Source organism: Streptomyces sp. PA03-6a (assembly GCF_033792765.1).
Taxonomy (GTDB): Bacteria; Actinomycetota; Actinomycetes; order Streptomycetales; family Streptomycetaceae; genus Actinacidiphila.
The window spans coordinates 37,134-56,724 of sequence record NZ_JARAVK010000015.1; the positions used below are offsets into that span (position 1 = coordinate 37,134).

General features: G+C 72.4%; 18 protein-coding genes and 2 tRNA genes. 9 read left to right on the top strand and 11 right to left on the bottom strand.

What is annotated here, in order from left to right:
- Nucleotides 1-68: 68 nt before the first annotated feature.
- From aroA to PV350_RS06185, 3 genes are all read left to right on the top strand, one after another.
- Nucleotides 69-1,415: a 3-phosphoshikimate 1-carboxyvinyltransferase gene (aroA, locus tag PV350_RS06175; protein WP_499513859.1), complete on the top strand. Its 1,347-nt coding sequence runs from the start codon at nt 69-71 to the stop codon at nt 1,413-1,415.
- Between the two features lie 3 nt (nt 1,416-1,418).
- The gene (gene rsgA, locus PV350_RS06180) at nt 1,419-2,420 is read left to right on the top strand and encodes a ribosome small subunit-dependent GTPase A (protein WP_499513858.1); all 1,002 of its coding nucleotides are present in this window, start codon (nt 1,419-1,421) and stop codon (nt 2,418-2,420) included.
- A 65-nt stretch (nt 2,421-2,485) separates the two neighbouring features.
- Nucleotides 2,486-2,809, top strand: coding sequence for a DMT family transporter (locus PV350_RS06185; protein WP_361798116.1), 324 nt, complete (start codon nt 2,486-2,488; stop codon nt 2,807-2,809).
- A gap of 39 nt (nt 2,810-2,848) precedes the next feature.
- Here the strand turns inward: PV350_RS06185 and PV350_RS06190 are convergent, their stop codons facing one another.
- The gene (locus PV350_RS06190) at nt 2,849-3,475 is read right to left on the bottom strand and encodes a TetR/AcrR family transcriptional regulator (protein ID WP_500333082.1); all 627 of its coding nucleotides are present in this window, start codon (nt 3,473-3,475) and stop codon (nt 2,849-2,851) included.
- A gap of 161 nt (nt 3,476-3,636) precedes the next feature.
- On the opposite strand from PV350_RS06190, the gene hisN reads away from it, so the two are divergent.
- Both hisN and PV350_RS06200 read left to right on the top strand, forming a co-directional pair.
- Nucleotides 3,637-4,434, top strand: coding sequence for an FIG domain-containing protein (gene hisN, locus PV350_RS06195; RefSeq protein ID WP_499513856.1), 798 nt, complete (start codon nt 3,637-3,639; stop codon nt 4,432-4,434).
- A gap of 142 nt (nt 4,435-4,576) precedes the next feature.
- A complete protein-coding gene (locus tag PV350_RS06200; RefSeq protein WP_499513855.1) occupies nt 4,577-4,966 on the top strand; it encodes a CBS domain-containing protein in 390 nt (129 codons plus the stop codon).
- 78 nt (nt 4,967-5,044) lie between these two features.
- On the opposite strand, the gene PV350_RS06205 is transcribed toward PV350_RS06200, so the two are convergent.
- Nucleotides 5,045-6,505 carry a catalase gene (locus PV350_RS06205; protein ID WP_500333083.1) on the bottom strand — a complete coding sequence of 487 codons (1,461 nt, stop codon included), beginning with the start codon at nt 6,503-6,505 and terminating at the stop codon, nt 5,045-5,047.
- 156 nt (nt 6,506-6,661) lie between these two features.
- Between PV350_RS06205 and PV350_RS06210 the strand changes: the two genes are divergently transcribed.
- Nucleotides 6,662-7,072 carry a Fur family transcriptional regulator gene (locus tag PV350_RS06210; protein ID WP_499513853.1) on the top strand — a complete coding sequence of 137 codons (411 nt, stop codon included), beginning with the start codon at nt 6,662-6,664 and terminating at the stop codon, nt 7,070-7,072.
- Here the strand turns inward: PV350_RS06210 and PV350_RS06215 are convergent.
- The 5 genes from PV350_RS06215 to PV350_RS06235 all read right to left on the bottom strand — a co-directional run bounded on the left by PV350_RS06215 (nt 7,042) and on the right by PV350_RS06235 (nt 13,690).
- Nucleotides 7,042-8,301 carry a hypothetical protein gene (locus PV350_RS06215; RefSeq protein ID WP_500333084.1) on the bottom strand — a complete coding sequence of 420 codons (1,260 nt, stop codon included), beginning with the start codon at nt 8,299-8,301 and terminating at the stop codon, nt 7,042-7,044. The genes PV350_RS06210 and PV350_RS06215 overlap by 31 nt on opposite strands.
- Nucleotides 8,302-8,505: 204 nt before the next feature.
- A tRNA-Met gene (locus PV350_RS06220) sits at nt 8,506-8,579 on the bottom strand.
- Nucleotides 8,580-8,630: 51 nt separating this feature from the next.
- A complete protein-coding gene (locus PV350_RS06225) occupies nt 8,631-10,493 on the bottom strand; it encodes a tetratricopeptide repeat protein (protein WP_499513851.1) in 1,863 nt (620 codons plus the stop codon).
- Nucleotides 10,494-10,694: 201 nt separating this feature from the next.
- Nucleotides 10,695-10,768: transfer RNA gene (locus tag PV350_RS06230), tRNA-Met, on the bottom strand.
- A 39-nt stretch (nt 10,769-10,807) separates the two neighbouring features.
- Entirely contained in the window at nt 10,808-13,690 is a 2,883-nt protein-coding gene (locus PV350_RS06235) for a UPF0182 family membrane protein (RefSeq protein ID WP_499513850.1), read from the bottom strand.
- Nucleotides 13,691-13,815: 125 nt separating this feature from the next.
- On the opposite strand from PV350_RS06235, the gene PV350_RS06240 reads away from it, so the two are divergent.
- Complete coding sequence (locus PV350_RS06240) at nt 13,816-14,370, top strand: PPA1309 family protein (RefSeq protein WP_499513849.1); 555 nt, start codon at nt 13,816-13,818, stop codon at nt 14,368-14,370.
- A gap of 65 nt (nt 14,371-14,435) precedes the next feature.
- On the opposite strand, the gene PV350_RS06245 is transcribed toward PV350_RS06240, so the two are convergent.
- The 4 genes from PV350_RS06245 to PV350_RS06260 form a co-directional block, all read right to left on the bottom strand.
- A complete protein-coding gene (locus PV350_RS06245) occupies nt 14,436-15,503 on the bottom strand; it encodes a YlbL family protein (RefSeq protein ID WP_499513848.1) in 1,068 nt (355 codons plus the stop codon).
- Between the two features lie 44 nt (nt 15,504-15,547).
- A complete protein-coding gene (locus PV350_RS06250; RefSeq protein WP_179279782.1) occupies nt 15,548-15,715 on the bottom strand; it encodes a hypothetical protein in 168 nt (55 codons plus the stop codon).
- A gap of 146 nt (nt 15,716-15,861) precedes the next feature.
- Nucleotides 15,862-16,320 carry a molybdenum cofactor biosynthesis protein MoaE gene (locus tag PV350_RS06255; protein WP_500333085.1) on the bottom strand — a complete coding sequence of 153 codons (459 nt, stop codon included), beginning with the start codon at nt 16,318-16,320 and terminating at the stop codon, nt 15,862-15,864.
- A gap of 59 nt (nt 16,321-16,379) precedes the next feature.
- Nucleotides 16,380-17,483, bottom strand: coding sequence for an SDR family oxidoreductase (locus PV350_RS06260; protein ID WP_499513846.1), 1,104 nt, complete (start codon nt 17,481-17,483; stop codon nt 16,380-16,382).
- A gap of 128 nt (nt 17,484-17,611) precedes the next feature.
- Between PV350_RS06260 and PV350_RS06265 the strand changes: the two genes are divergently transcribed.
- On the top strand, nt 17,612-19,060 hold the full coding sequence (locus PV350_RS06265; protein ID WP_499513845.1) for a zinc-dependent metalloprotease: 1,449 nt from the start codon (nt 17,612-17,614) through the stop codon (nt 19,058-19,060).
- On the top strand, nt 19,057-19,584 hold the full coding sequence (locus tag PV350_RS06270) for an NUDIX hydrolase (protein WP_499513844.1): 528 nt from the start codon (nt 19,057-19,059) through the stop codon (nt 19,582-19,584). Before PV350_RS06265 ends, PV350_RS06270 begins: the two co-directional genes overlap by 4 nt.
- Nucleotides 19,585-19,591: the final 7 nt, after the last annotated feature.

The window sequence follows — 19,591 nt, forward strand, 5'->3', positions numbered from 1 at the left end:
TGTTTCCTTCAGGTTTCGTCCGCTTTGTGAGCGATTCGCCTTCTCCTTGAGCCACTACGCTGGGGGCCATGACCGGTAACCCCGCGCACACCGCCCTGTGGCCCGCGCCGCTCGCGTCCGCCCCCGTCCAGGCGACGGTCACCGTGCCCGGATCCAAGTCGGTCACCAACCGCGCCCTGGTGCTCGCTGCGCTCGCCTCCGAGCCGGGCTGGCTGCGCCGCCCGCTGCGCAGCCGGGACACCGTGCTGATGGCCGACGCGCTGCGCACCATGGGCGTCCAGATCGACGAGGTGGTCAATCCCTACGGCGGCGAGGCCTGGCGGGTCATCCCGGCGGGGCTGCATGGTCCGGCCTCCGTCGACGTCGGCAACGCCGGCACGGTCATGCGGTTCCTGCCGCCGGTCGCCGCGCTCGCCGACGGCCCGGTGCACTTCGACGGCGACCCGCGCAGCCACGAGCGCCCGCTGAACGGGGTCATCGACGCGCTGCGCACCCTGGGCGCTCGCATCGACGACGAGGGCCGCGGCGCACTGCCGCTGACCGTGCACGGCGGTGGGGCGCTGGACGGCGGGCCGGTGTCGGTCGACGCGTCCTCGTCCTCCCAGTTCGTCAGCGCCCTGCTGCTGTCCGGCCCCCGCTTCAACCAGGGTGTCGAGGTGCGGCACACCGGCCCGACGCTGCCGTCGCTGCCGCACATCAAGATGACCGTGGAGATGCTGCGGCACGCCGGGGCCAAGGTCGACACCCCGGAGAACGGCGGCGAGCCCGACGTGTGGCGGGTCGACGCCGGCGCGCTGCTCGGCGTCGACCTCACCGTCGAGCCGGACCTCTCCAACGCCCAGCCCTTCCTCGCCGCCGCGCTGGTCACCGGCGGCCGTGTGGTCATCCCCGACTGGCCGCGGCGCACCACCCAGCCCGGTGACGCGCTGCGCGAGCTGTTCACCCGGATGGGCGGTTCGTGCGAGCTGACGGACACGGGCCTGGTCTTCACCGGCTCCGGCCGGATCCACGGCATCGACGCCGACCTGTCGGACGTCGGCGAACTCACGCCCGGCATCGCGGCGGTCGCCGCGCTCGCCGACTCCGAGTCCGTGCTGCGCGGCGTGGGGCACCTGCGTCTGCACGAGACCGACCGGCTGGCCGCGCTGAGCAAGGAGATCAACGAGCTCGGCGGCGACGTCACCGAGACCGAGGACGGACTGCGCATCCGGCCGCGGCCGCTGCGCGGCGGTGTCTTCCACACCTACGAGGACCACCGGCTGGCCACCGCGGGCGCCGTCCTTGGCCTCGCCGTCGACGGCGTCCGGGTCGAGAACGTCGCGACCACCGGCAAGACGCTCCCCGACTTCCCCGAGATGTGGACGGCCATGCTGGGCACGGCACCGGCGGCCTCCGCGTCCCCCGTGCGGGCCTGAACCATGCGGCGCTACGGCAAGCACACCGACGAGGACGACGTCCGGGTCCGCCCGAACCGCAAGGGCAACCGCCCCCGCACCAGCATCCGGCCCAAGCACGAGGACGCCGAGGAGGGCTTCGTCCTCACCATCGACCGCGGCCGCATCACCTGCCTCGTCGAGGACCGCACGGTCACCGCGATGAAGGCCCGCGAACTGGGCCGCAAGGGCATCGCGGTCGGCGACCGGGTGGGCATCGTCGGCGACCTGTCCGGCGAGAAGGACACGCTGGCGCGCATCGTGCGCGTCGAGGAGCGCAGTTCGGTGCTGCGCCGCACCGCCGACGACACCGATCCGTACGAGCGGGTCGTCGTCGCCAACGCCGACCGGCTCGCCATCGTCACCGCCCTCGCCGACCCCGAGCCGCGCCCCCGGCTCATCGACCGCTGTCTGGTGGCGGCGTACGACGCCGGGCTCGAACCGCTGCTGGTGCTCACCAAGTCCGATCTCGCCTCGGCGGAAACGCTGCTGGAGACGTACGCGCCCCTGGGCGTCCCCTACGTCGTCACCAGCCACGAGCACTTCGACGCCGACGCGACGGCGGCCGTCCGCGAGCACCTCAAGGGCCGGATCACCGCCTTCGTCGGCCACAGCGGCGTCGGGAAGACCACCCTGGTCAACGCCCTGGTGGAGCGTCAGCGCGCGACCGGCCTCGTCAACGCGGTCACCGGACGCGGCAGGCACACCACCACCTCGGCGCTCGCGCTGCCGCTCAGCGGCGCGGAGGGCTGGGTCATCGACACCCCGGGGGTGCGCTCCTTCGGCCTCCACCACGTCGATCCGTCCCGGGTCATCCACGCCTTCCCCGACCTGGAGCCGGGCACGGAGGACTGTCCGCGGGCCTGCAGCCACGACGAACCCGACTGCGCGCTGGACGCCTGGGTCGCCGACGGGCACGCGGAACCCGCCCGGTTGTTCTCGCTGCGGCGGCTGCTCGCGACGCGTGAGCGCAAGGAAGGGGACTGAGACCCCATTTCCGGGCATGCTGTGTGATGATCGCTCATCGACAGACGGAAACGGGAGGGCGTTCGATGGCCTGGCTCCTCGTGGTGGTCGCTGGACTCCTCGAAACCGGCTTCGCGGTCTGCCTCAAGCTCTCCCACGGGTTCACCCGCCTGTGGCCGACCATCGCGTTCTGCGCCTTCGCGCTCGGCAGCTTCGGCCTGCTCACGCTCGCCCTGAAGAAGCTGGACGTCGGGGCCGCGTACGCGGTGTGGACGGGCATCGGGGCGTCCGGGACCGCGATCTACGGCATGGCCTTCCTCGGCGACGTCGTCTCGACCCTGAAGCTGATCTCCATCAGCCTGGTCGTCCTGGGCGTCATCGGGCTCCAGCTCTCCGGCTCCACCCATTGACCGCCCCGGCCGGTCCGCACCGGGGCCGGGCCGCGCCCGTCACCAGCCGCGCTGGAGCAGCCCCCGGACCAGCCGGGCGACCCGCCGGCACGCCTCCTCGTCGGAGGCCGCGGGTGCGACGACGTAGGAGACGGTGACGCGCACCGCGGTCTCGCAGGCCCAGTCGGCCTCGGCCCGGTCGAGTCTGGGGAAGCGCCGCCCCAGCACGGTCGCGGCGCGCGCCCGGAAGCCGTCGAGGAGTTCGGCCGGGGCGAGCGGGGCGTCGTCCCTCCGCTGCCGCCGGCCCGGCAGCCGCGGCACCGGCACCGGCACGACGGCCGCCGCCGGGACCCGGTCCCCGCGGCAGCCGGTGAGGACCGCGCGCACCAGCGGGCTGCGGCGGGCACTGTGCAGGGTCCAGGCGGTCGCGGCGGCGAAGCAGTCGCCGGCGTCGGCGCCCTGCCGCCCGGCGGCGTCCAGGGCGCGCTCCACGCCCGCCAGGAACGCCTCCGCCTCCCGCCGCGCCAGAGCTCTCGCGAGCCCCTCCTTGGTGCCGAACTCGTTGTAGAGGGTCTGCCGCGACACCCCGGCCGTGGCCGCGACGTCGACCATCCTGATCGTCGCCCACGAGCGGTCGCCCAGAGCGGACAGCGCCGCGTCCAGGAGTGATTCACGCGCTGTCGGCATGATCGCCTCCAAGCGGTCTCAAGCGGGTCTCGAGCGGTCTCCACCGGTACCGGGCGGCCTCAGGGGGCTGTGGGCCAGAATTGACGGGCCGTCGGTCCGTGTCAACCCTCCCCGCGTACCCTGCGTGACCTCGACCTGCCGCGATCGATACTGTTCGCTCCATGCCGGACTTCAACGACGATCTGCGCCTCGCGCACATCCTTGCCGACGCCGCCGACGCCGCCACCATGGAGCGCTTCAAGTCCCTGGACCTCAAGGTCGAGACCAAGCCCGACATGACGCCGGTCAGCGAGGCGGACAAGCGCGCCGAGGAACTGATCCGCAGTCAGCTCGGACGGGCCAGGCCGCGCGACGCCGTGCTCGGCGAGGAGTACGGCACGGAGGGCAGCGGTCCGCGGCGCTGGATCGTCGACCCGATCGACGGCACCAAGAACTACGTCCGCGGGGTGCCGGTGTGGGCCACCCTGATCGCGCTCATGGTGCGCGGGGAGCGGGGCGACGAGGGCGTGGTCGGCATGGTGTCCGCGCCCGCCCTGGGGCGCCGCTGGTGGGCGGTGAAGGGCGGCGGGGCGTACACCGGGCGCAGCCTGTCCTCGGCCACGCGGCTGCGGGTGTCGCAGGTGAGCCGGCTGGCGGACGCCTCCTTCGCGTACTCCTCGCTGAGCGGCTGGGAGGAGCAGGGCCGCCTGGACGGCTTCCTCGACCTGACCCGGTCCTGCTGGCGGACGCGCGCCTACGGTGACTTCTGGCCCTACATGATGGTCGCCGAGGGCGCCGTGGACATCTGCGCCGAGCCCGAACTCAGCCTGTGGGACATGGCGGCGAACGAGGTGATCGTCCGCGAGGCCGGAGGGCGCTTCACCAGCCTGGACGGGACCGCGGGACCGTACGGCGGGAACGCGGCGGCGTCCAACGGGCTGCTGCACGAGGACATGCTCGACTTCCTGAACCGCCCGTAACCGACCGACCCCTCACACTACCGATCACCCTCCGCGCGCCCCTTGCTGCGGACCGCGGCGCATGTGAACATGAGAATGCGTGAGCTTGTGCATTTGTGAAACGGTTCTCAAGACGGCCACGACGCAGCCCGAGGGGTATCCCATGCTCGTACGCGACGCCATGAGTACGGTCGTTCTCACGGTCGGTCCCGCCCACACCCTCCGCCAGGCCGCCCGGCTGATGTCCGCCCGACGGGTGGGCGCGGCGGTGGTACTCGATCCCGACACCTGCGGTCTCGGCATCCTGACCGAGCGCGACATCCTCAACGCCATCGGTGCGGGGCTCGACCCCGACCACGAACTCGCCGCCGCCCACACCACCACCGACGTGGTCTTCGCCGCGCCCCGGTGGACCCTCGAGGAGGCGGCCGCCGCGATGGTACGCGGCGGCTTCCGGCACCTGGTGGTGCTGGACGACCGCAACCCGGTCGGCATGGTCTCCGTACGCGACATCGTGCGCTGCTGGCAGCCCGCGCGCGCCCTGGCCGGCTGACGGCCCGGACATGGATCGGAGGGGGCCGGGTGCCTGGACGCACCCGGTCCCCTCCGGGTCTGTGGGACGGGACGCCCGTCAGCCGCGCAGGGCTTGGACGGCGGCCTCCAGCCGCTTGCCGAAGTCCTCGTCGGCACGGCGGAAGTTGCCGATCGCGCGCTCGGCGATGTCGTCGCGCGACACCTTGGCGATGAATCCCGAGAGGTTGGCGACCAGGCGCTCCTTCTCCTCCTGCGACATCAGCCGGTAGAGGTTGCCCGCCTGCACGAAGTCGTCGTCCTCGGCGTGCGAGGGCGCCTCGTCGTTGCCGGTGGACCCGGCGACCGCGGTGGCCGACCACGGGGGACGGCCGGTCTGCGCCGGGCCGCCGAAGCTGTTCGGCTCGTAGTTCCTGGCCCCGCCGTGGCGGCCGTCGTAGAGCGCGCCGTCGCGGCCGTGGGTGCGCGCCTCGGTCGCGTGCGGGCGGTTCACCGGCAGGTGGTCGGCGTTGATGCCGACGCGGTAGCGGTGGGCGTCACCGTAGGCGAAGAGCCGGCCCTGCAGCATCTTGTCCGGGGACGGGCCGATGCCGGGCACGAAGTGCGCCGGGGAGAAGATCGACTGCTCGACCTCGGCGAAGATGTTCTGCGGGTTGCGGTTGAGTTCCAGCCTGCCGATCTCGATCGGCGGGTAGTCCTCGTGCGGCCACACCTTGGTGAGGTCGAACGGGTTGAAGCGGTAGGCCGCCGCCTCTGCCGCGGGCATGATCTGCACCTGCACGGTCCAGCTCGGGAACTCGCCGCGCTCGATGGCCTCGCGCAGGTCGCGCTGGTGGGAGTCCGGGTCCTCACCGGCGAGCCGGTTGGCCTCCTCCTGGGTGAGGTTCTGGATGCCCTGGTCGGTCTTGAAGTGGTACTTGACCCAGAAGACCTCGCCGGCCTCGTTGTTCCACTGGTAGGTGTGCGAGCCGTAGCCGTTCATGTGGCGGTAGCTCGCCGGGATGCCGCGGTCGCCGAACAGCCAGGTCACCTGGTGCGTCGACTCGGGCGACAGCCCCCAGAAGTCCCAGACGTTGTCCGCCTCCTGGGACCCGGTGTACGGGTCGCGCTTCTGGGTGTGGATGAAGTCGGGGAACTTGATGGCGTCCTTGATGAAGAACACCGGGGTGTTGTTGCCGACGAGGTCGTAATTGCCCTCCTCGGTGTAGAACTTCAGCGCCCAGCCGCGCGGGTCGCGCACGGCGTCCGCCGCACCCAGGTTGCCGGCGACGGTGGAGAACCGCAGGAAGGTCTCCGTCTGCTTGCCGACCTCGGAGAGGAACGCCGCCCGCGTGTACTTCGTCACGTCGGCGGTCACCGTGAAGGTGCCGTAGGCGCCGGCGCCACGGGCGTGCACCACGCGCTCCGGGATGCGCTCGCGGTTGAAGTGGGCGAGCTTCTCCAGCAGCTGCTGGTCCTGGACCAGGACCGGTCCCCCGGGGCCCGCGGTCTCGCTGTTCTGGTTGTCCGCGACCGGGGCGCCCGCCTCCGTGGTCAGCGGGCCGGTCTCCTGAACCGTCACGTGCTTCTCCCTGGGTTGGTGCTGTGCCGTGGCTTACGCCGGAAGCGATCCTACGATAGACAGAGTCCAAGTCAAGAAGAGCCCCAAACTCGTACTCGGTCGGAACACGGACCGTCACTGTTAAGCTGTTGCCATCCCACTGATAGGTGAAATGGAATGAGTGACCTGCTGGAACGACTGCGCGGCCGCGGATGGCGCATGACCGCGCAGCGGCGCGTCGTGGCCGAGGTCCTGGACGGCGACCACGTCCACCTGACCGCCGACGAGGTGCACGCCCGCGCGGCGGCGCGACTGCCCGAGATCTCCCGCGCGACCGTCTACAACACCCTGGGCGAACTGGTGTCGCTCGGCGAGGTCATAGAGGTCGCCACCGACGGCCGCGCCAAGCGCTACGACCCCAACGCCCACCGCCCGCACCAGCACCTGGTGTGCTCCAGCTGCGGCACCGTCCGGGACGTCCACCCGCACGGCAACCCGCTGGCGGACCTGCCCGACGCGGAGCGTTTCGGGTTCACCGTCTCCCAGGTCGAGGTCACCTACCGGGGCCTGTGCCCCGCCTGCGCCTGACGCTGCGCGGCCCGCCGCACGCGTTCCGCGGCCTTCCGCACCCCCGGCTCCGGCCGGGTGCGCCCCACCCACACCGTCTCCACCGGCACCTGGCCGGCGACCTTGGAGAGCGCCTCGAAGGCCTCCCTGGCCACCCCGGGGTCCGGATCCACGGCCAGCGGCGCCAGCTGCCGCAACAGCCCCTCCCGCGGGACGAGCCGTCCCGCGGCGCGCACCGCGGCACGGCGCACCACGGGCGGCCACGGAGTGCGCACCTCACGGGCCAGCCTCAGCAGCAGCGGCGCGTCCGAGGCGTCCCCGCACTCCCCCAGCCCCGTCACCAGCCCGGCCACCAGCCGCGGCGGACTCTGCGGGCCGCAGCGCAGCAGCTGCCTGCGGTACGCCAGTGCCGGGGGCTCTCCCCTGCTGTACAGCCGCCAGCGGGCCTGGGCGCGGACGATCCGCGCCGGGTCGGCCAGCGGCGCGGTCAGCCGGGCCGCCGGCACGTCGTCCGGCAGCGCCGCGACCGCCAGCTCCCGCACGGCCGCCGAGCGGGCCCACAGCAGCCGCCCCGCCTGGTCCGGGTCCATCTGCAGCAGCCGCTCGGCGCACAGTCTGCGGCACACCTGGTCCGGGTCGCGCAGCGCCGTGCGCACCAGGTCCCCGCGGACGAACTCGCCGAGTTCCAGGGCCAGCTCGACCCCGAAGCGCCGGGTCAGCGGGTCCGTGTCGGCGGCCAGCGCACGCACCGCCCGCCGTGCCTCGGGCGCCGCCAGCACCCCGCGGTACGCCTCGGGGGTGTGCGTCGCCCGGCTCCGTCCGCGCAGCCTCAGCAGCAGCCGTACGGCCGCGGCGGCCTCGTCCGGGGCGGTACGGCGCAGCAGCGCCTCCAGGGCCCGGTCGCGGACCTGGTCCACCCAGTCCGCCGTCCGCAGCGCGAGGGCGGAGGCCACCAGCGGCCCGCCGTGCACCGCCAGCTCCTCCACGGCGGCCTGCCGGATGCGGCCGTCCCGGTCCATCGCGGCCAGCAACAGGCGCAGCGGTTCACTGTCGCCGGGCGCCGGGGGCGTGCCCTCCTGCACCCGGGCGGCACGGTCCAGCAGCAGCCACAGCCGGGGCGGCGCCGCGGCCAGCGCCTTGAGCGCCGCCGCGCGGTCGTAGGCGGCCTCCTCGTCGTCGGCGGCGCCGCGCAGCTCGCGCAGCAGGCCCTCCGCCTCGGCGGCCGCGCACAACCGACCCCACCGCGTCACATCCCTGAGTTCCGTCGGCCGCCGCTTACGCCGCCTGCGCAGCAACCCCGCCTCCTCGCGCCGCCTGAGGGCCTGTCCTCAGGATCGCGCGCCGGCGCCGGTGGGCCCAGGATCGTCGGCACCCTTTTGCCCGAACCATGCCTGGCCTGTACCCAACGCATACGAGAAGGCCCGGAAGCCATGGCTTCCGGGCCTTCTCTTCAGTAGCGGGGACAGGATTTGAACCTGCGACCTCTGGGTTATGAGCCCAGCGAGCTACCGAGCTGCTCCACCCCGCGTCGTTGTGTCTTCAGACTACCCTCCCGGCGCTGAGCAGCGCAAATCGCTTCTCACGCGGACAGCTCGTGCTCCAGGGCGTCGGTCAGCCGGGCCGCCCGCTCGGCCACCTCGGCGGGGCCGCACTCCACCGCACGGGCGCACCACGCCTGGGCGTCCGCCAGCTGTCCGTGCCGTGCGGCCAGCAGCGCCAGCCGCAGCGCGGCGCGTCCGTGGCCCGCGTCGGCGGCACGCGTCCACCACAGGGCGGCTTCCGGCTCCGCGCCCTCGCGGGCGAGGAGCAGCCCGAGGTTGAAGGCCCCGTTGCGGCTGCCGCCCTCGGCGGCCTCCCGGTACCAGTGGGCGGCGTCCACGACGTCCCCGCGCTTGGCGGCACACATGCCGAGCCGCACCTGGGCACGGCGGTGCCCCTGGCCAGCGGCGCGTGCGTACCACTCCTCGGCCTCGCCCTCGGCCTCCTGCGTGCCCTGCGCGTCCAGCAGCGCACCGAGCCGGAAGGCGCCCTCCGGGCTGCCGCCGCCCGCCGCGCAGCGCAGGTGGCGCTCGGCGCCGTGCGCGTCACCCTCCTTCTGCAGGGCGATGGCCACCTGGAGCGCGGCCTCGCCGTGACCGCTGGCCGCAGCGCGCTCGTACCAGCGCCGCGCGGTGGCGTCGTCGCCCCGCCCGGCGTACAGGATGCCGAGGTTGAAGGCGGCGTCCACGCTGCCCGCCTCCGCCGCCTTGGAGAACCAGGGCTCGGCGCCCGCCGCGTCGCCGCGCTGCAGCAGGAGCACGGCGAGCGCGTTGGCCGCCTCGCGGTGCCCGGTGTAGGCGGCCTTGCGGTACCACTGCTCGGCCTGGGCCGTGCGGCCCTGACCGGCGCAGAGCAGACCGAGGTTGAAGGCGCCGTTGATGTCCCCCGCCTCGAGCGCGGCCCGGTACCACCGCTCGGCGGTCTGGGTCTCGCCCTCCTGGGCGTGCAGCGCGCCCAGGGCGTTGGCGGCGTTGCCGTCGCCGGCGTTGGCGGCACGCCGCCACCAGGTGGCGGCCCCGTCGACGTCACCGGCGTCGCGCAGCAGGAAGCCGAGCGCGCAGGCGGCGCGCGGCTCTCCGTCGCGGGCGGCGGTCAGATACCAGCGCTTGGCCTCCTCGAACTCGCCGCGCTCCTCCAGGAGCGTGCCGAGGCGCAGGGCGGCCCTGCGGTGCCGGCGGGCGGCGGCCTGCCGGTACCACTGCTCGGCCTCGCGCTCCTCGCCGCGCTCGGCGCAGATGCCGGCGAGCCGGTAGGCGGCCTCGCGGTGGCCGTGCTCGGCGGCGGCGTGGAACCAGCGCTCGGCACCGACGTCGCGCCGGTGGTCCAGGAGGTCGGCCAGCGCGTACGCGCCCAGGGTGTGCCCGGACTCGGCGGCCTGGCGCAGCCAGTACTCCGCGCCGGGCTCGTCGCCGCGCTCGCGGAAGTGCCGGCCGAGCGCGTGCGCGGCCGCGGCGGAACCGGCGACCGCCGCGATGCGCCACCAGGCGGCGGCCTCGTCGGCGTAGCCGCGCTGGTGCAGCAGCAGGCCCAGGTTGTTGGCGGCCGGGCGGTCCCCTCCGGCGGCGGCGCCGCGCAGATGGGGCTCGGCGCCCTCGAGGTCGCCGCGGCGCAGCAGCAGGGTGCCCAGGACGCTCATGGCCCCGATGTCGCCGTGCTCGGCGGCCCGCCGGTGGCGCGCCTCGAGTTCGGCCTCCTCGCGGGCCTCCAGGGTCTCCTCGTCCGGGAGGTCGGACTCGATGAGGCGCTCCTCGTCGAGACCGCCCACCCGCGGACCGGGCAGCAGGTCGGCGACGGCCGGCACCAGCGCGGCCCCGGCCGCGGGCACGGTCGTCCGCCCCGCGGACCCGGGATCCCGGATCTGACGAGTCTTCAGCAGCCTTGCACCATCCCCCATGAGGTCCATCGTCGCATCACCCGTACCCGCAGTACACCTGGTATGCGGCAAACCTGCAGAGTTCAGCCGATCCCAGTTGGTCACTTCGTAGGTCACTACAGCGTTTTGTCGACTTCCCGACATGATGCCAACCGAAACCTCTGCGGTACCAGTTCCCCCCCTACAAGTGAAAGGGCCCGGAGTCTATTGACTCCGGGCCCTCTCCAACAGTAGCGGGGACAGGATTTGAACCTGCGACCTCTGGGTTATGAGCCCAGCGAGCTACCGAGCTGCTCCACCCCGCGTCGGTGGAACAACAGTACCACGACGCGGGGTGGGCCCCGTCAGCCCTGCCCGCCCGCCTGCTGCTCGGCCTCCTGGGCCCGCTTCAGCGCGTCGGCGAGATCCTTCTGCGCCTGGCCGTACGCGCCCCAGTCGCCCTCCTTGAGCGCCTTCTGGCCCGCGTCGTACGCCTGCTGGGCGTCCTCCAGGGCCTGGGCGACCGTCGGATTGCCGGAGGCCGGCGGCTGGGTGCCCCCGCCCGTCTCCGGTGGCGTCTCGGGCGTGCCGCCGTCCGAGCCGAACACGGCGTCGAGCGCCTGCGCGAGCGTGTCCTCGAACTCGGTCTGGCCGCCGTAGCTCACCAGCACCTTCTTCAGCAGCGGGTAGTTGGTGCCCGCGCCGCGGACGTAGACCGGCTCGACGTACAGCAGCCCGCCGTCGAGGGGCACGGTCAGCAGGTTGCCGTACTCGACCTCCGAGTCACCGCCCTTGAGCAGCCTGATCTTCTCCGCCACGTCGGGGTCGGAGTTGAACTGGCTCTGCACCTGCTGCGGTCCGGACACCGTGGTGTTCGACGGCAGCTTCAGCACCCTGATCGCGCCGTACTCCGGACTCTTCGCGTCCGCGTCGACCGCCATGAAGGCGCTGAGGTTCTCGCGCTTGTTCGGCGTGAAGGTCGTGGTGAGCGAGAACGCCTGGTCGTTCTGGCCGGGCATCTTCAGGCTCAGGTAGTACGGCGGCACCGACTTGCCGGTCTTGGCGGCCGGGTCGTTGGGAACCGCCCACACCTCACTGCCGCTGTAGAAGGTCGACGCCTTGGTGACGTGGTAGCGCGTCAGCAGCTCGCGCTGCACCTTGAACAGGTCCTGCGGGTAGCGCAGATGCGCCATCAGCGCGTCGTCGATCGCCGTCTTGGGCTCGACCGTGTCCGGGAAGGCCTTCATCCAGGTCTTCAGCACCGGGTCCTCGGTGTCCCACTGGTAGAGCGTGACCTTGCCGCTGTACGCGTCGACGGTCGCCTTCACCGAGTTGCGGATGTAGTTGACCTGGTTCTGCTGCGCCAGCACGGCGCGCTGCCCGTCGGTCAGCGAGTCCGCGGTGGTGTCGCCCAGCGTCGTGCGCGACGAGTACGGGTAGCCGTTGCTCGTCGTGTAGGCGTCGACGATCCACACGATCCGGCCGTCGACGACCGCCGGGTAGGAGTCGCCGTCGATCGTCAGCCAGGGCGCGACCGCCTCGACCCGCTCCTTGGGCATGCGGTTGTACAGGATCTGCGAGTCGTCGCCGACGGCGCCGGAGTAGAAGATCTGCGGCTCGCCGAAGGACACCGCGTACGCGAGCCTGGTCACCGGGTTCTTCAGGCCGACGCCGCTCTTGGCGGTGTACGTGTACGGCTTCTCGCCGCTGTCGTCGGTGTAGTCGATCTCCGGCGTGGTCTTGTCGCCGACGATCGACCACTGCTTGGTCTGCTCGCCGTAGTAGATCCGCTGCTGGTACGTCCCGAGGTCGCCCTTGGTGGGCAGGTTGTACTCGGTGAAGTCCGGCTCGCCGCTGGCGGTCGTGGTGGTGCCCTTGGCCGCCACCATGCCGTAGCCGTGCGTGTACTTGAAGTGGTCGTTGATCCAGCTGTGCTGCGGGATGCCCTCGAGGTTCAGCTCCCGCAGGCCCACCACGGTGTCCTGCTCCTTGCCGTCGATCGTGTAGCGGTCGACGTCGAGCGTGGACGGGAACGCGTAGTAGCCGCGCACCTTCTGCAGCTGCTGGTAGGTCGGCGAGACCACGTTCGGGTCCAGCAGGCGGATGGACGCCGCCGTGTCGGCGTCGCTGCGCAGCTTCTCCTTGCCGTCCCCGCTCGTGCCCGAGTAGTCCGTCACGTCGGCGTGGTCGATGCCGTACGCCTCACGCGTGGCGTCGATGTTCTTCTGGATGTACGGCTGCTCCTTGGCGGCCTCGTTCGGCTGCACCTGGAACTTCTGCACGATCGCCGGGTACAGGCCGCCGATCAGGATCGCCGACAGCACCATCAGGCCGAAGCCGATCAGCGGCAGCGACCAGGTGCGCCGCCACAGGGTGGCGAAGAACAGCAGCGCGCAGATGATGGCGATGGCGAACAGGATCGTCTTCGCCGGCAGGTAGGCGTTGGCGTCCACGTAGCGCAGACCCGTCCAGTCGCCCGACCTGAGGTTGCCGGACTTCACCGCCAGCGAGTAGCGGTCCAGCCAGTACGCGACGGCCTTCAGGGTGACGAACAGGCCCAGCAGCACCGACAGGTGCCCGGTCGCCGCCGCCGTCGCCCGGCCGCCCGGGGAGGTGAGCCGCAGGCCCCCGTACAGGTAGTGCACCAGCGCCGCCGCCAGCAGCGACAGCACGACCGCCGCGAAGCCGAAGCTCAGCAGGAAGCGGTACCAGGGCAGGTCGAAGGCGTAGAAGGAGATGTCCACGTGGAACTGCGGGTCCTTGGTGCCGAACGACGTGGAGTTCGTCCACAGCAGCCATGTGCGCCACTGGCTGGAGGCGGAGGCTCCGGCGATCAGCCCCACGAGCGCGCAGACGGTGAGCAGCACCCACTTCTTGTAGGGGGCGATGCCCATCCGGTAGCGGTCGAGGCTCTGCTGCTCCATCGACATCGCGCTGAGCGGCGGCCGGAGCCGGTGCGCGAGGTACACGTTGACGCCGACGGCCGCGGCCATCAGCAGGCCGAAGACGAAGAACAGGCCGATCTTGGTCCACAGGGTGGTGGTGAAGACCGAGGAATAGTGGACGGAGCGGTACCAGAGCCAGTCGGTCCAGAAACCCGAGAACATGACGAAGGCCATGGCCAGCACGGCCAGGACGCCCAGGGTCATGAGCAGTGTCCGGGCTCGCCGCGACGGGCGGCCCACTCTGATCCGCGGCCCGTGCGGACCCCCGCCGCGGTCCGGCATCTGGAATACCAAGGTGCGCACCTCGAAGTGTCGGTCTCCGTCGGACGCCCTACCGGCGCCCACTGATGCAACTTACTCAGCGTTTACTCAGTTCCCCAAGGCTCCCGATTGGGGATGCGGGTCACAGAACAGGCAGGATGTTGAGCATGTCCAACAACACGTCCGAAGGTGCGCCGCTCACCGCGAACCCGCTCACCCGTGCCGTCCTGGAAATCGACGACTACGCGTCCGGCCTCGGCTGGGACCAGCCCGCCCGGCTCTTCGCCCTCGTCGACACCGCGGCGCTGCGCGTACAGGAGCCCAAGCTGGCCGAGGAACTCGGCCTCGGAGACGGGGCAGCCGCGGGGCTGACCCCGATCGAGCAGGACGAGCTGCCGCCGGGCGCCGCGCTGGACGAGTTCCTGGCCACCATCGCCTGGCCCGGTGTCGTCAGCGGCTGCGCGCTCACCGTGGAGCGGCTGATGCTGCCGCCGTCCGCTGAGGAGTCCATCCCGCAGGGGCTGGACGACGCCGCGCTGGCCCGCTGGGTCGCCGGGCACCCCGACCGCCAGGAGGTCCGCATGACGGTGGGCGTGCTGCGGGACGGGTCCCGGGAGTCGGCGGTGCGGCTGCGCGAGAAGGACTCCCCCACCGAGGTGCTGACCGGTTCCGCGCTGGTGCCGGGGCTGGCCGACGCCTTGGCGGCGACCTTCGAGGAGTGACGCCGACGGCCCCGGGGAGTTCCCCGGGGCCGTCGGTCCGTACGGATGCGGGATGCGTCCGCCGCTCAGCCCTTCGTGCAGGAGGGCAGGGCCGACGTCTTGCCGTCGCGGATGTCCTTGAGCGCGTCCAGGGCGTCGTCGATGGTCTTCACCTTGACCAGGGTGAGGCCGCTCGGGGTGTCGGTCGCCGCCTCCGCGCAGTTGTCGGCGGGGGTCAGGAAGTACTCGGCGCCCTTCTGCCGCGCGCCGATGGTCTTCATGTCTATGCCGCCGATGGGACCGACCTTGCCCTCGTCGTCGATCGTGCCGGTGCCCGCGACGAACTTGCCGCCGGTGAGGTCCTCCGGGGTGAGCTTGTCGACGATGCCCAGCGCGAACATCAGGCCGGCGCTCGGGCCGCCAACGTCCGCCAGCTTGATGTCGATCTTGAACGGGAAGGTGTGCTCGACGCCGGCCTGGATGCCCACGACCGCCCGGGCCTCGCCGTCGTCGTCCGACTTCGCCGTGGTGATGGTCACGTCCTGGGTGGCGTCGCCCTTGGCGCCCTTGGGCACGACGGTGAAGACCACCTTCTGCCCCGGCTGGTGCTTGGTGACGAGCGATGCGACGTCGCCCGCCGCCTTGACCGGCTCGCCGTCCACGGCCTTGATCACGTCTCCGGCGTGCAGCTCGCCCTCGGCCGGGGCGCCCTTGACCACGGCGGAGACGATCACCCGGGAACCGACGGGTATGCCGAGCTCGTCGAGCGCCGCGACCTTCGCGCTGTCCTGGGACTGCGTGAACTCCTCGGCGTTCTCCTGGTCGGCCTCCTCGGCCGTCTGCCCCTTGGGGTAGAGCGTGTCGTGCTCGACGACCTTCTGGTCGTGCGCCAGCCAGCCGACGACCGCCTCGACCAGGTTCATCGAGTAGTCCGCGCTCGTCACCCGCACCGTGGTCATGTTGAGGTGACCGCTGGTCGGGTACGTCTTGTGCCCCGAGATCTGCAGCACCGGAGCCCCGCCGTGCGACCCGAGCGTGTTCACCGTCGGCCCCGGCGACATCTCCGCGTACGGCACGGGCCACAGGAGCGCGACGCACAGCAGCGCTATCAGGGTCAGGGTCGATGCGAGCAGCGTCGCGGTGCGGCGTGGCATGGAACGACAGTACGGTACGGAACCCGCAGCCGCCCCGTGGGGCCTCAGGCCGGGCCGCCCGATCCGGTGCGCTGCATGGCCTCGCGGAAACGCTCGTAGTCGGCGAGCGAGGCGCCGTCCCCGGTGGACCGCGTACGCGCCGCCCAGCTTCCCCAGACGGCCGCGGCGATCGCGGCGACCAGCGGGATGAGCAACCATGCGAGCGCTGCCACTTCGGCCTCCTGGACGCGCATGCCGATCAAGAACTATGAGCAGACTAATCTTCTGCTGCTACAACGTTCAGAGTGGGTGGCAGGTTACGCAACCGCAGGTGGGCCACTCAGTGGCGAGGCGGGCGGCGACCGCCCTCCCCCGGGGGTCAGTGGGCGCAGGCGCCGACCCACTCCTCGGTCCCGTCGGCGAAGGCCTGGTGCTTCCAGATCGGGACCTCGCGCTTGAGGTCGTCGATGAGCCGCCGGCAGGCGGCGAAGGCCTCGGCCCGGTGCGGGCAGGAGACGGCGACGACGACCGCGAGGTCGCCGACGCGCAGGTCGCCCACCCGGTGGACGGCGGCCAGTGCCTTGACCGGGAAGTCCGCGACGACCTTCTCCGCGACCCGGCGCAGTTCGGCCTCCGCGCCCGGGTGCGCCGAGTAGCCGAGCCCGGTCACCTCCGCGCCCGACGGGCCGTCGTGGTCACGGACCGTGCCGACGAACAGCGCGGTGCCCCCGGCGGAATCGTGCCCCACGGCGCGGAAGACCTCGTCCACGGACAGCTCCGTGTCCCGGACCGCGATGAGCCGGACGGGTTCGTCGTGCGTCTGTGCCATGCGGCTCATGCTGCCCCATCACCCGCCATGCGGAAACCCCCTTCCGGAGCGAGTTCGCGCGGCTACGCTCAGACACCGCGGCGCTTGCGCGCCCGCCGCACCATCGCCGCCGTGCCGACCAGGGCGACCGTCGCACCGGCCGCGCCGAGCGTGGCCGCGTCCTTGCGGCCCAGGCGCCGCCCGACGACGGAGTTGCGGCCGGAGACCTCCTCCAGCAGGACGGCCAGCACCTCCTCGTTGGTCCACTTCGGCCGCCAGCCCGACTCGTGCAGCCGGCTGCCGCTGACCACCCACGGGTGCATCGTGTACGCCAGGTCGCCCGCCGGGGAGGGGGTGAGCCCCAGCCTGTGCAGCCGGGAGGCCGCGCCGAGCGCCACCGCGGGCGGCAGTTCCATGCGGCGGATGCCCGAGAGCTCCTCGACCTCCTCCTGCTCCAGCCAGCCGTCGCAGCCCACGGTCATCTCGCCGTCCACCTTCTCCAGCGCCGCGTGCTCCAGCGCCGTCACCAGGTCCTCCACGTGGCAGAACTGCCAGCAGGGGCGGCTGCCGCCCACCACCAGCAGCCGCGGCGACTCGAAGTAGCGGGTCAGCGCGGTGTCGGTGCCGCCGACCAGCACGGCCGGGCGCAGGACGGTCACGTTGAGGCCGGGGTGCGCCCGGGGGGCGCGCTTGCCCAGCCGCTCGATCTCCAGCAGGTCGCCCACGAAGGACGCCTCCGCGGTCGCGCGCAGCGGGGCGTCCTCGGCGAGCGGGATGTCGTTGTCCGGGTGGGCGCCGTAGACCATGGCCGAGGTGCACAGCACCACGCGCGGCACGCCGGCGGCGGCCGCCGCGGTGAGCACCGTCTGGGTACCGCGCACGTTGAAGGCGCTGCGCGCCTTGGGGTCGGACTCCAGGTCCAGGTCGAGCGCGAGGTGGACGACGACGTCCACGCCGCGCAGCCGCTCGGCGATCGCCGGGTCCCGTACGTCGAGCACCGCCCACTGGGCACCGGGGACGTCGCCGCGGCGCTCGTCGATCGCCACGACCTTCTTGACCTGGTCGGATTCGGCCAGCCGCAGGGCCAGCAGCAGGCCGACACCGGAGGCGGCGCCGGTGACGGCGACCACAGGTCCGGCGGGGGCCCTGCCGCCGCTCCGCTCTGGGCGAACGGTCGGTTCTGGGGAACTCACCAGGTGTCTCCCACGGTTGTCTCTGGTACCGGGTGCGCGGTCCGCAACCGCGGTCCGTACGCAGCCATCCTGCCTGACGGGTGTCTAGGCTGGAGGTACAGCCCACAACACACAGAGCCGAGGAAACCGTGAGCGACATCCCATTCGGATTCGGAGTCCCTCCCGAGGAGCCCGAGGAAGGGGACGACGGCAAGAAGTCCGGCGGTTCCGGCGGCGGCTCCCGGGGACCGGCCAATCCCTTCGGCTACGGCGGCGGGAATCCCTTCGGCGGCGGCGCCGGCGGGGACAACCCGTTCGCCGCCATGTTCGGTTCGCTGAACCCCAACGACCTGGGCGCGGCCTTCCAGCAGCTGGGCCAGATGCTCTCGTACGAGGGCGGCCCGGTGAACTGGGACATGGCCAAGGACATCGCCCGGCAGACGGTGGCCCAGGGCACCCCGGACGGCTCGAAGGACGTCAGCGTGGGTCCCGCGGACCGGGCGAAGGTCCAGGAGTCGCTGCGGCTGGCTGACCTGTGGCTCGACGGGGTGACGTCGATGCCCTCCGGCGCCGGCTCGGCCGTGGCGTGGAGCCGGGCCGAATGGGTCGAGGCGACCCTGCCCGTGTGGAAGGAGCTGGTCGACCCGGTCGCCGAGCGCGTCGGGACGGCGATGGGCGATGTGCTGCCCGAGGAGATGCAGGCCATGGCGGGCCCGCTGCTCGGCATGATGCGCTCCATGGGCGGCGCCATGTTCGGCACGCAGATCGGGCAGGCGCTGGGCACGCTCGCCGGTGAGGTCGTGGGCTCGACCGACATCGGCCTGCCGCTCGGCCCGGCCGGCAAGGCCGCGCTGCTCCCCGCCAACATGGAGGCCTTCGGCGAGGGCCTGAGCGTGCCGCAGGACGAGGTCCGGCTCTACCTGGCGCTGCGCGAGGCGGCGCACCAGCGGCTGTTCGCCCACGTGCCGTGGCTGCGGGCACACCTGTTCGGCGCCGTCGAGGGGTACGCCCGCGGTATCAAGGTGGACACCGCGAAGCTGGAGGACGCGGTCGGCCAGCTCGACCCGTCGAACCCCGAGGCGCTCCAGGACGCCCTGCAGCAGGGCATGTTCCAGCCCGAGGACACCCCCGCGCAGAAGGCGGCGCTGGCCCGTCTGGAGACGGCCCTGGCCCTCGTCGAGGGCTGGGTGGACGCGGTCGTGCACGCGGCCGCCGCCCCGCACCTGCCGTCGGCCGGGGCACTGCGCGAGACGCTGCGCCGGCGCCGGGCGAGCGGTGGCCCCGCGGAGCAGACCTTCGCCACGCTGATCGGCCTGGAGCTGCGGCCCCGCCGGCTGCGGGACGCCTCCCGGCTGTGGGCCTCGCTCACCGACGCGCGCGGCGTCGACGGGCGCGACGGGCTGTGGGCCCACCCCGACATGCTGCCGACCGCCGCCGACCTGGACGACCCCGACGGCTTCGTCCACCACGAGCAGCTGGACTTCTCCGAGCTGGACAAGATCCTCGGCGAGGCCGCGGGCGGCCATGGGAAGGACGTCCGGCGGGACGAGGACGAGCACGACGGTACCGACGAGGGCAAGGGCGACGACGAGAAGTGAGCCTGCACGACGACGCCGTACGCGTCCTGAAGGACTGGTCCGCGCCCGACACGGGGCAGGAGCGGCTCCGGGAGACCTACCTGGCCCACCTGGAGGCGCACCCGGACGGCATGTGGAAGGCCTGCGCCGAGGGACACGTCACGGGCAGCGCCCTGGTGGTGGACCCGGAGCGCGGGCGGGTGCTGCTGACCCTGCACAAGAAGCTCGGCATGTGGCTCCAGATGGGCGGGCACTGCGAGCCGCAGGACACCTCGCTGGCCGCAGCCGCGCTGCGTGAGGGCGTCGAGGAGTCGGGCATCCCCGGACTCACCCTGCTGCGTCCCGGGCCGGTCAACCTCGACCGGCACCTGACGCCGTGCGCCTGGCACCTCGACGTGCAGTACGCCGCCGTCGCGCCGCCCGGCGCGGTGGAGGAGATCAGCGAGGAGTCGCTGGACCTGAAGTGGTTCTCCTACGACGAGGTCGCCGACGTCGCGGACGGTTCCGTCCGGACGCTGCTGGCCCGCACCCGCGCGCTGCTCTGAGGCGGCG

Coding starts and splice junctions, on each gene's coding strand:
- PV350_RS06255 (WP_500333085.1), bottom strand. CDS start 16,320: ATGAGCCGCATGGCACAGACGCACGACGAACCCGTCCGGCTCATCGCG.
- PV350_RS06240 (WP_499513849.1), top strand. CDS start 13,816: ATGTCCAACAACACGTCCGAAGGTGCGCCGCTCACCGCGAACCCGCTC.
- hisN (WP_499513856.1), top strand. CDS start 3,637: ATGCCGGACTTCAACGACGATCTGCGCCTCGCGCACATCCTTGCCGAC.
- PV350_RS06245 (WP_499513848.1), bottom strand. CDS start 15,503: ATGCCACGCCGCACCGCGACGCTGCTCGCATCGACCCTGACCCTGATA.
- PV350_RS06225 (WP_499513851.1), bottom strand. CDS start 10,493: ATGGACCTCATGGGGGATGGTGCAAGGCTGCTGAAGACTCGTCAGATC.
- rsgA (WP_499513858.1), top strand. CDS start 1,419: ATGCGGCGCTACGGCAAGCACACCGACGAGGACGACGTCCGGGTCCGC.
- PV350_RS06190 (WP_500333082.1), bottom strand. CDS start 3,475: ATGCCGACAGCGCGTGAATCACTCCTGGACGCGGCGCTGTCCGCTCTG.
- PV350_RS06185 (WP_361798116.1), top strand. CDS start 2,486: ATGGCCTGGCTCCTCGTGGTGGTCGCTGGACTCCTCGAAACCGGCTTC.
- PV350_RS06210 (WP_499513853.1), top strand. CDS start 6,662: ATGAGTGACCTGCTGGAACGACTGCGCGGCCGCGGATGGCGCATGACC.
- PV350_RS06200 (WP_499513855.1), top strand. CDS start 4,577: ATGCTCGTACGCGACGCCATGAGTACGGTCGTTCTCACGGTCGGTCCC.
- aroA (WP_499513859.1), top strand. CDS start 69: ATGACCGGTAACCCCGCGCACACCGCCCTGTGGCCCGCGCCGCTCGCG.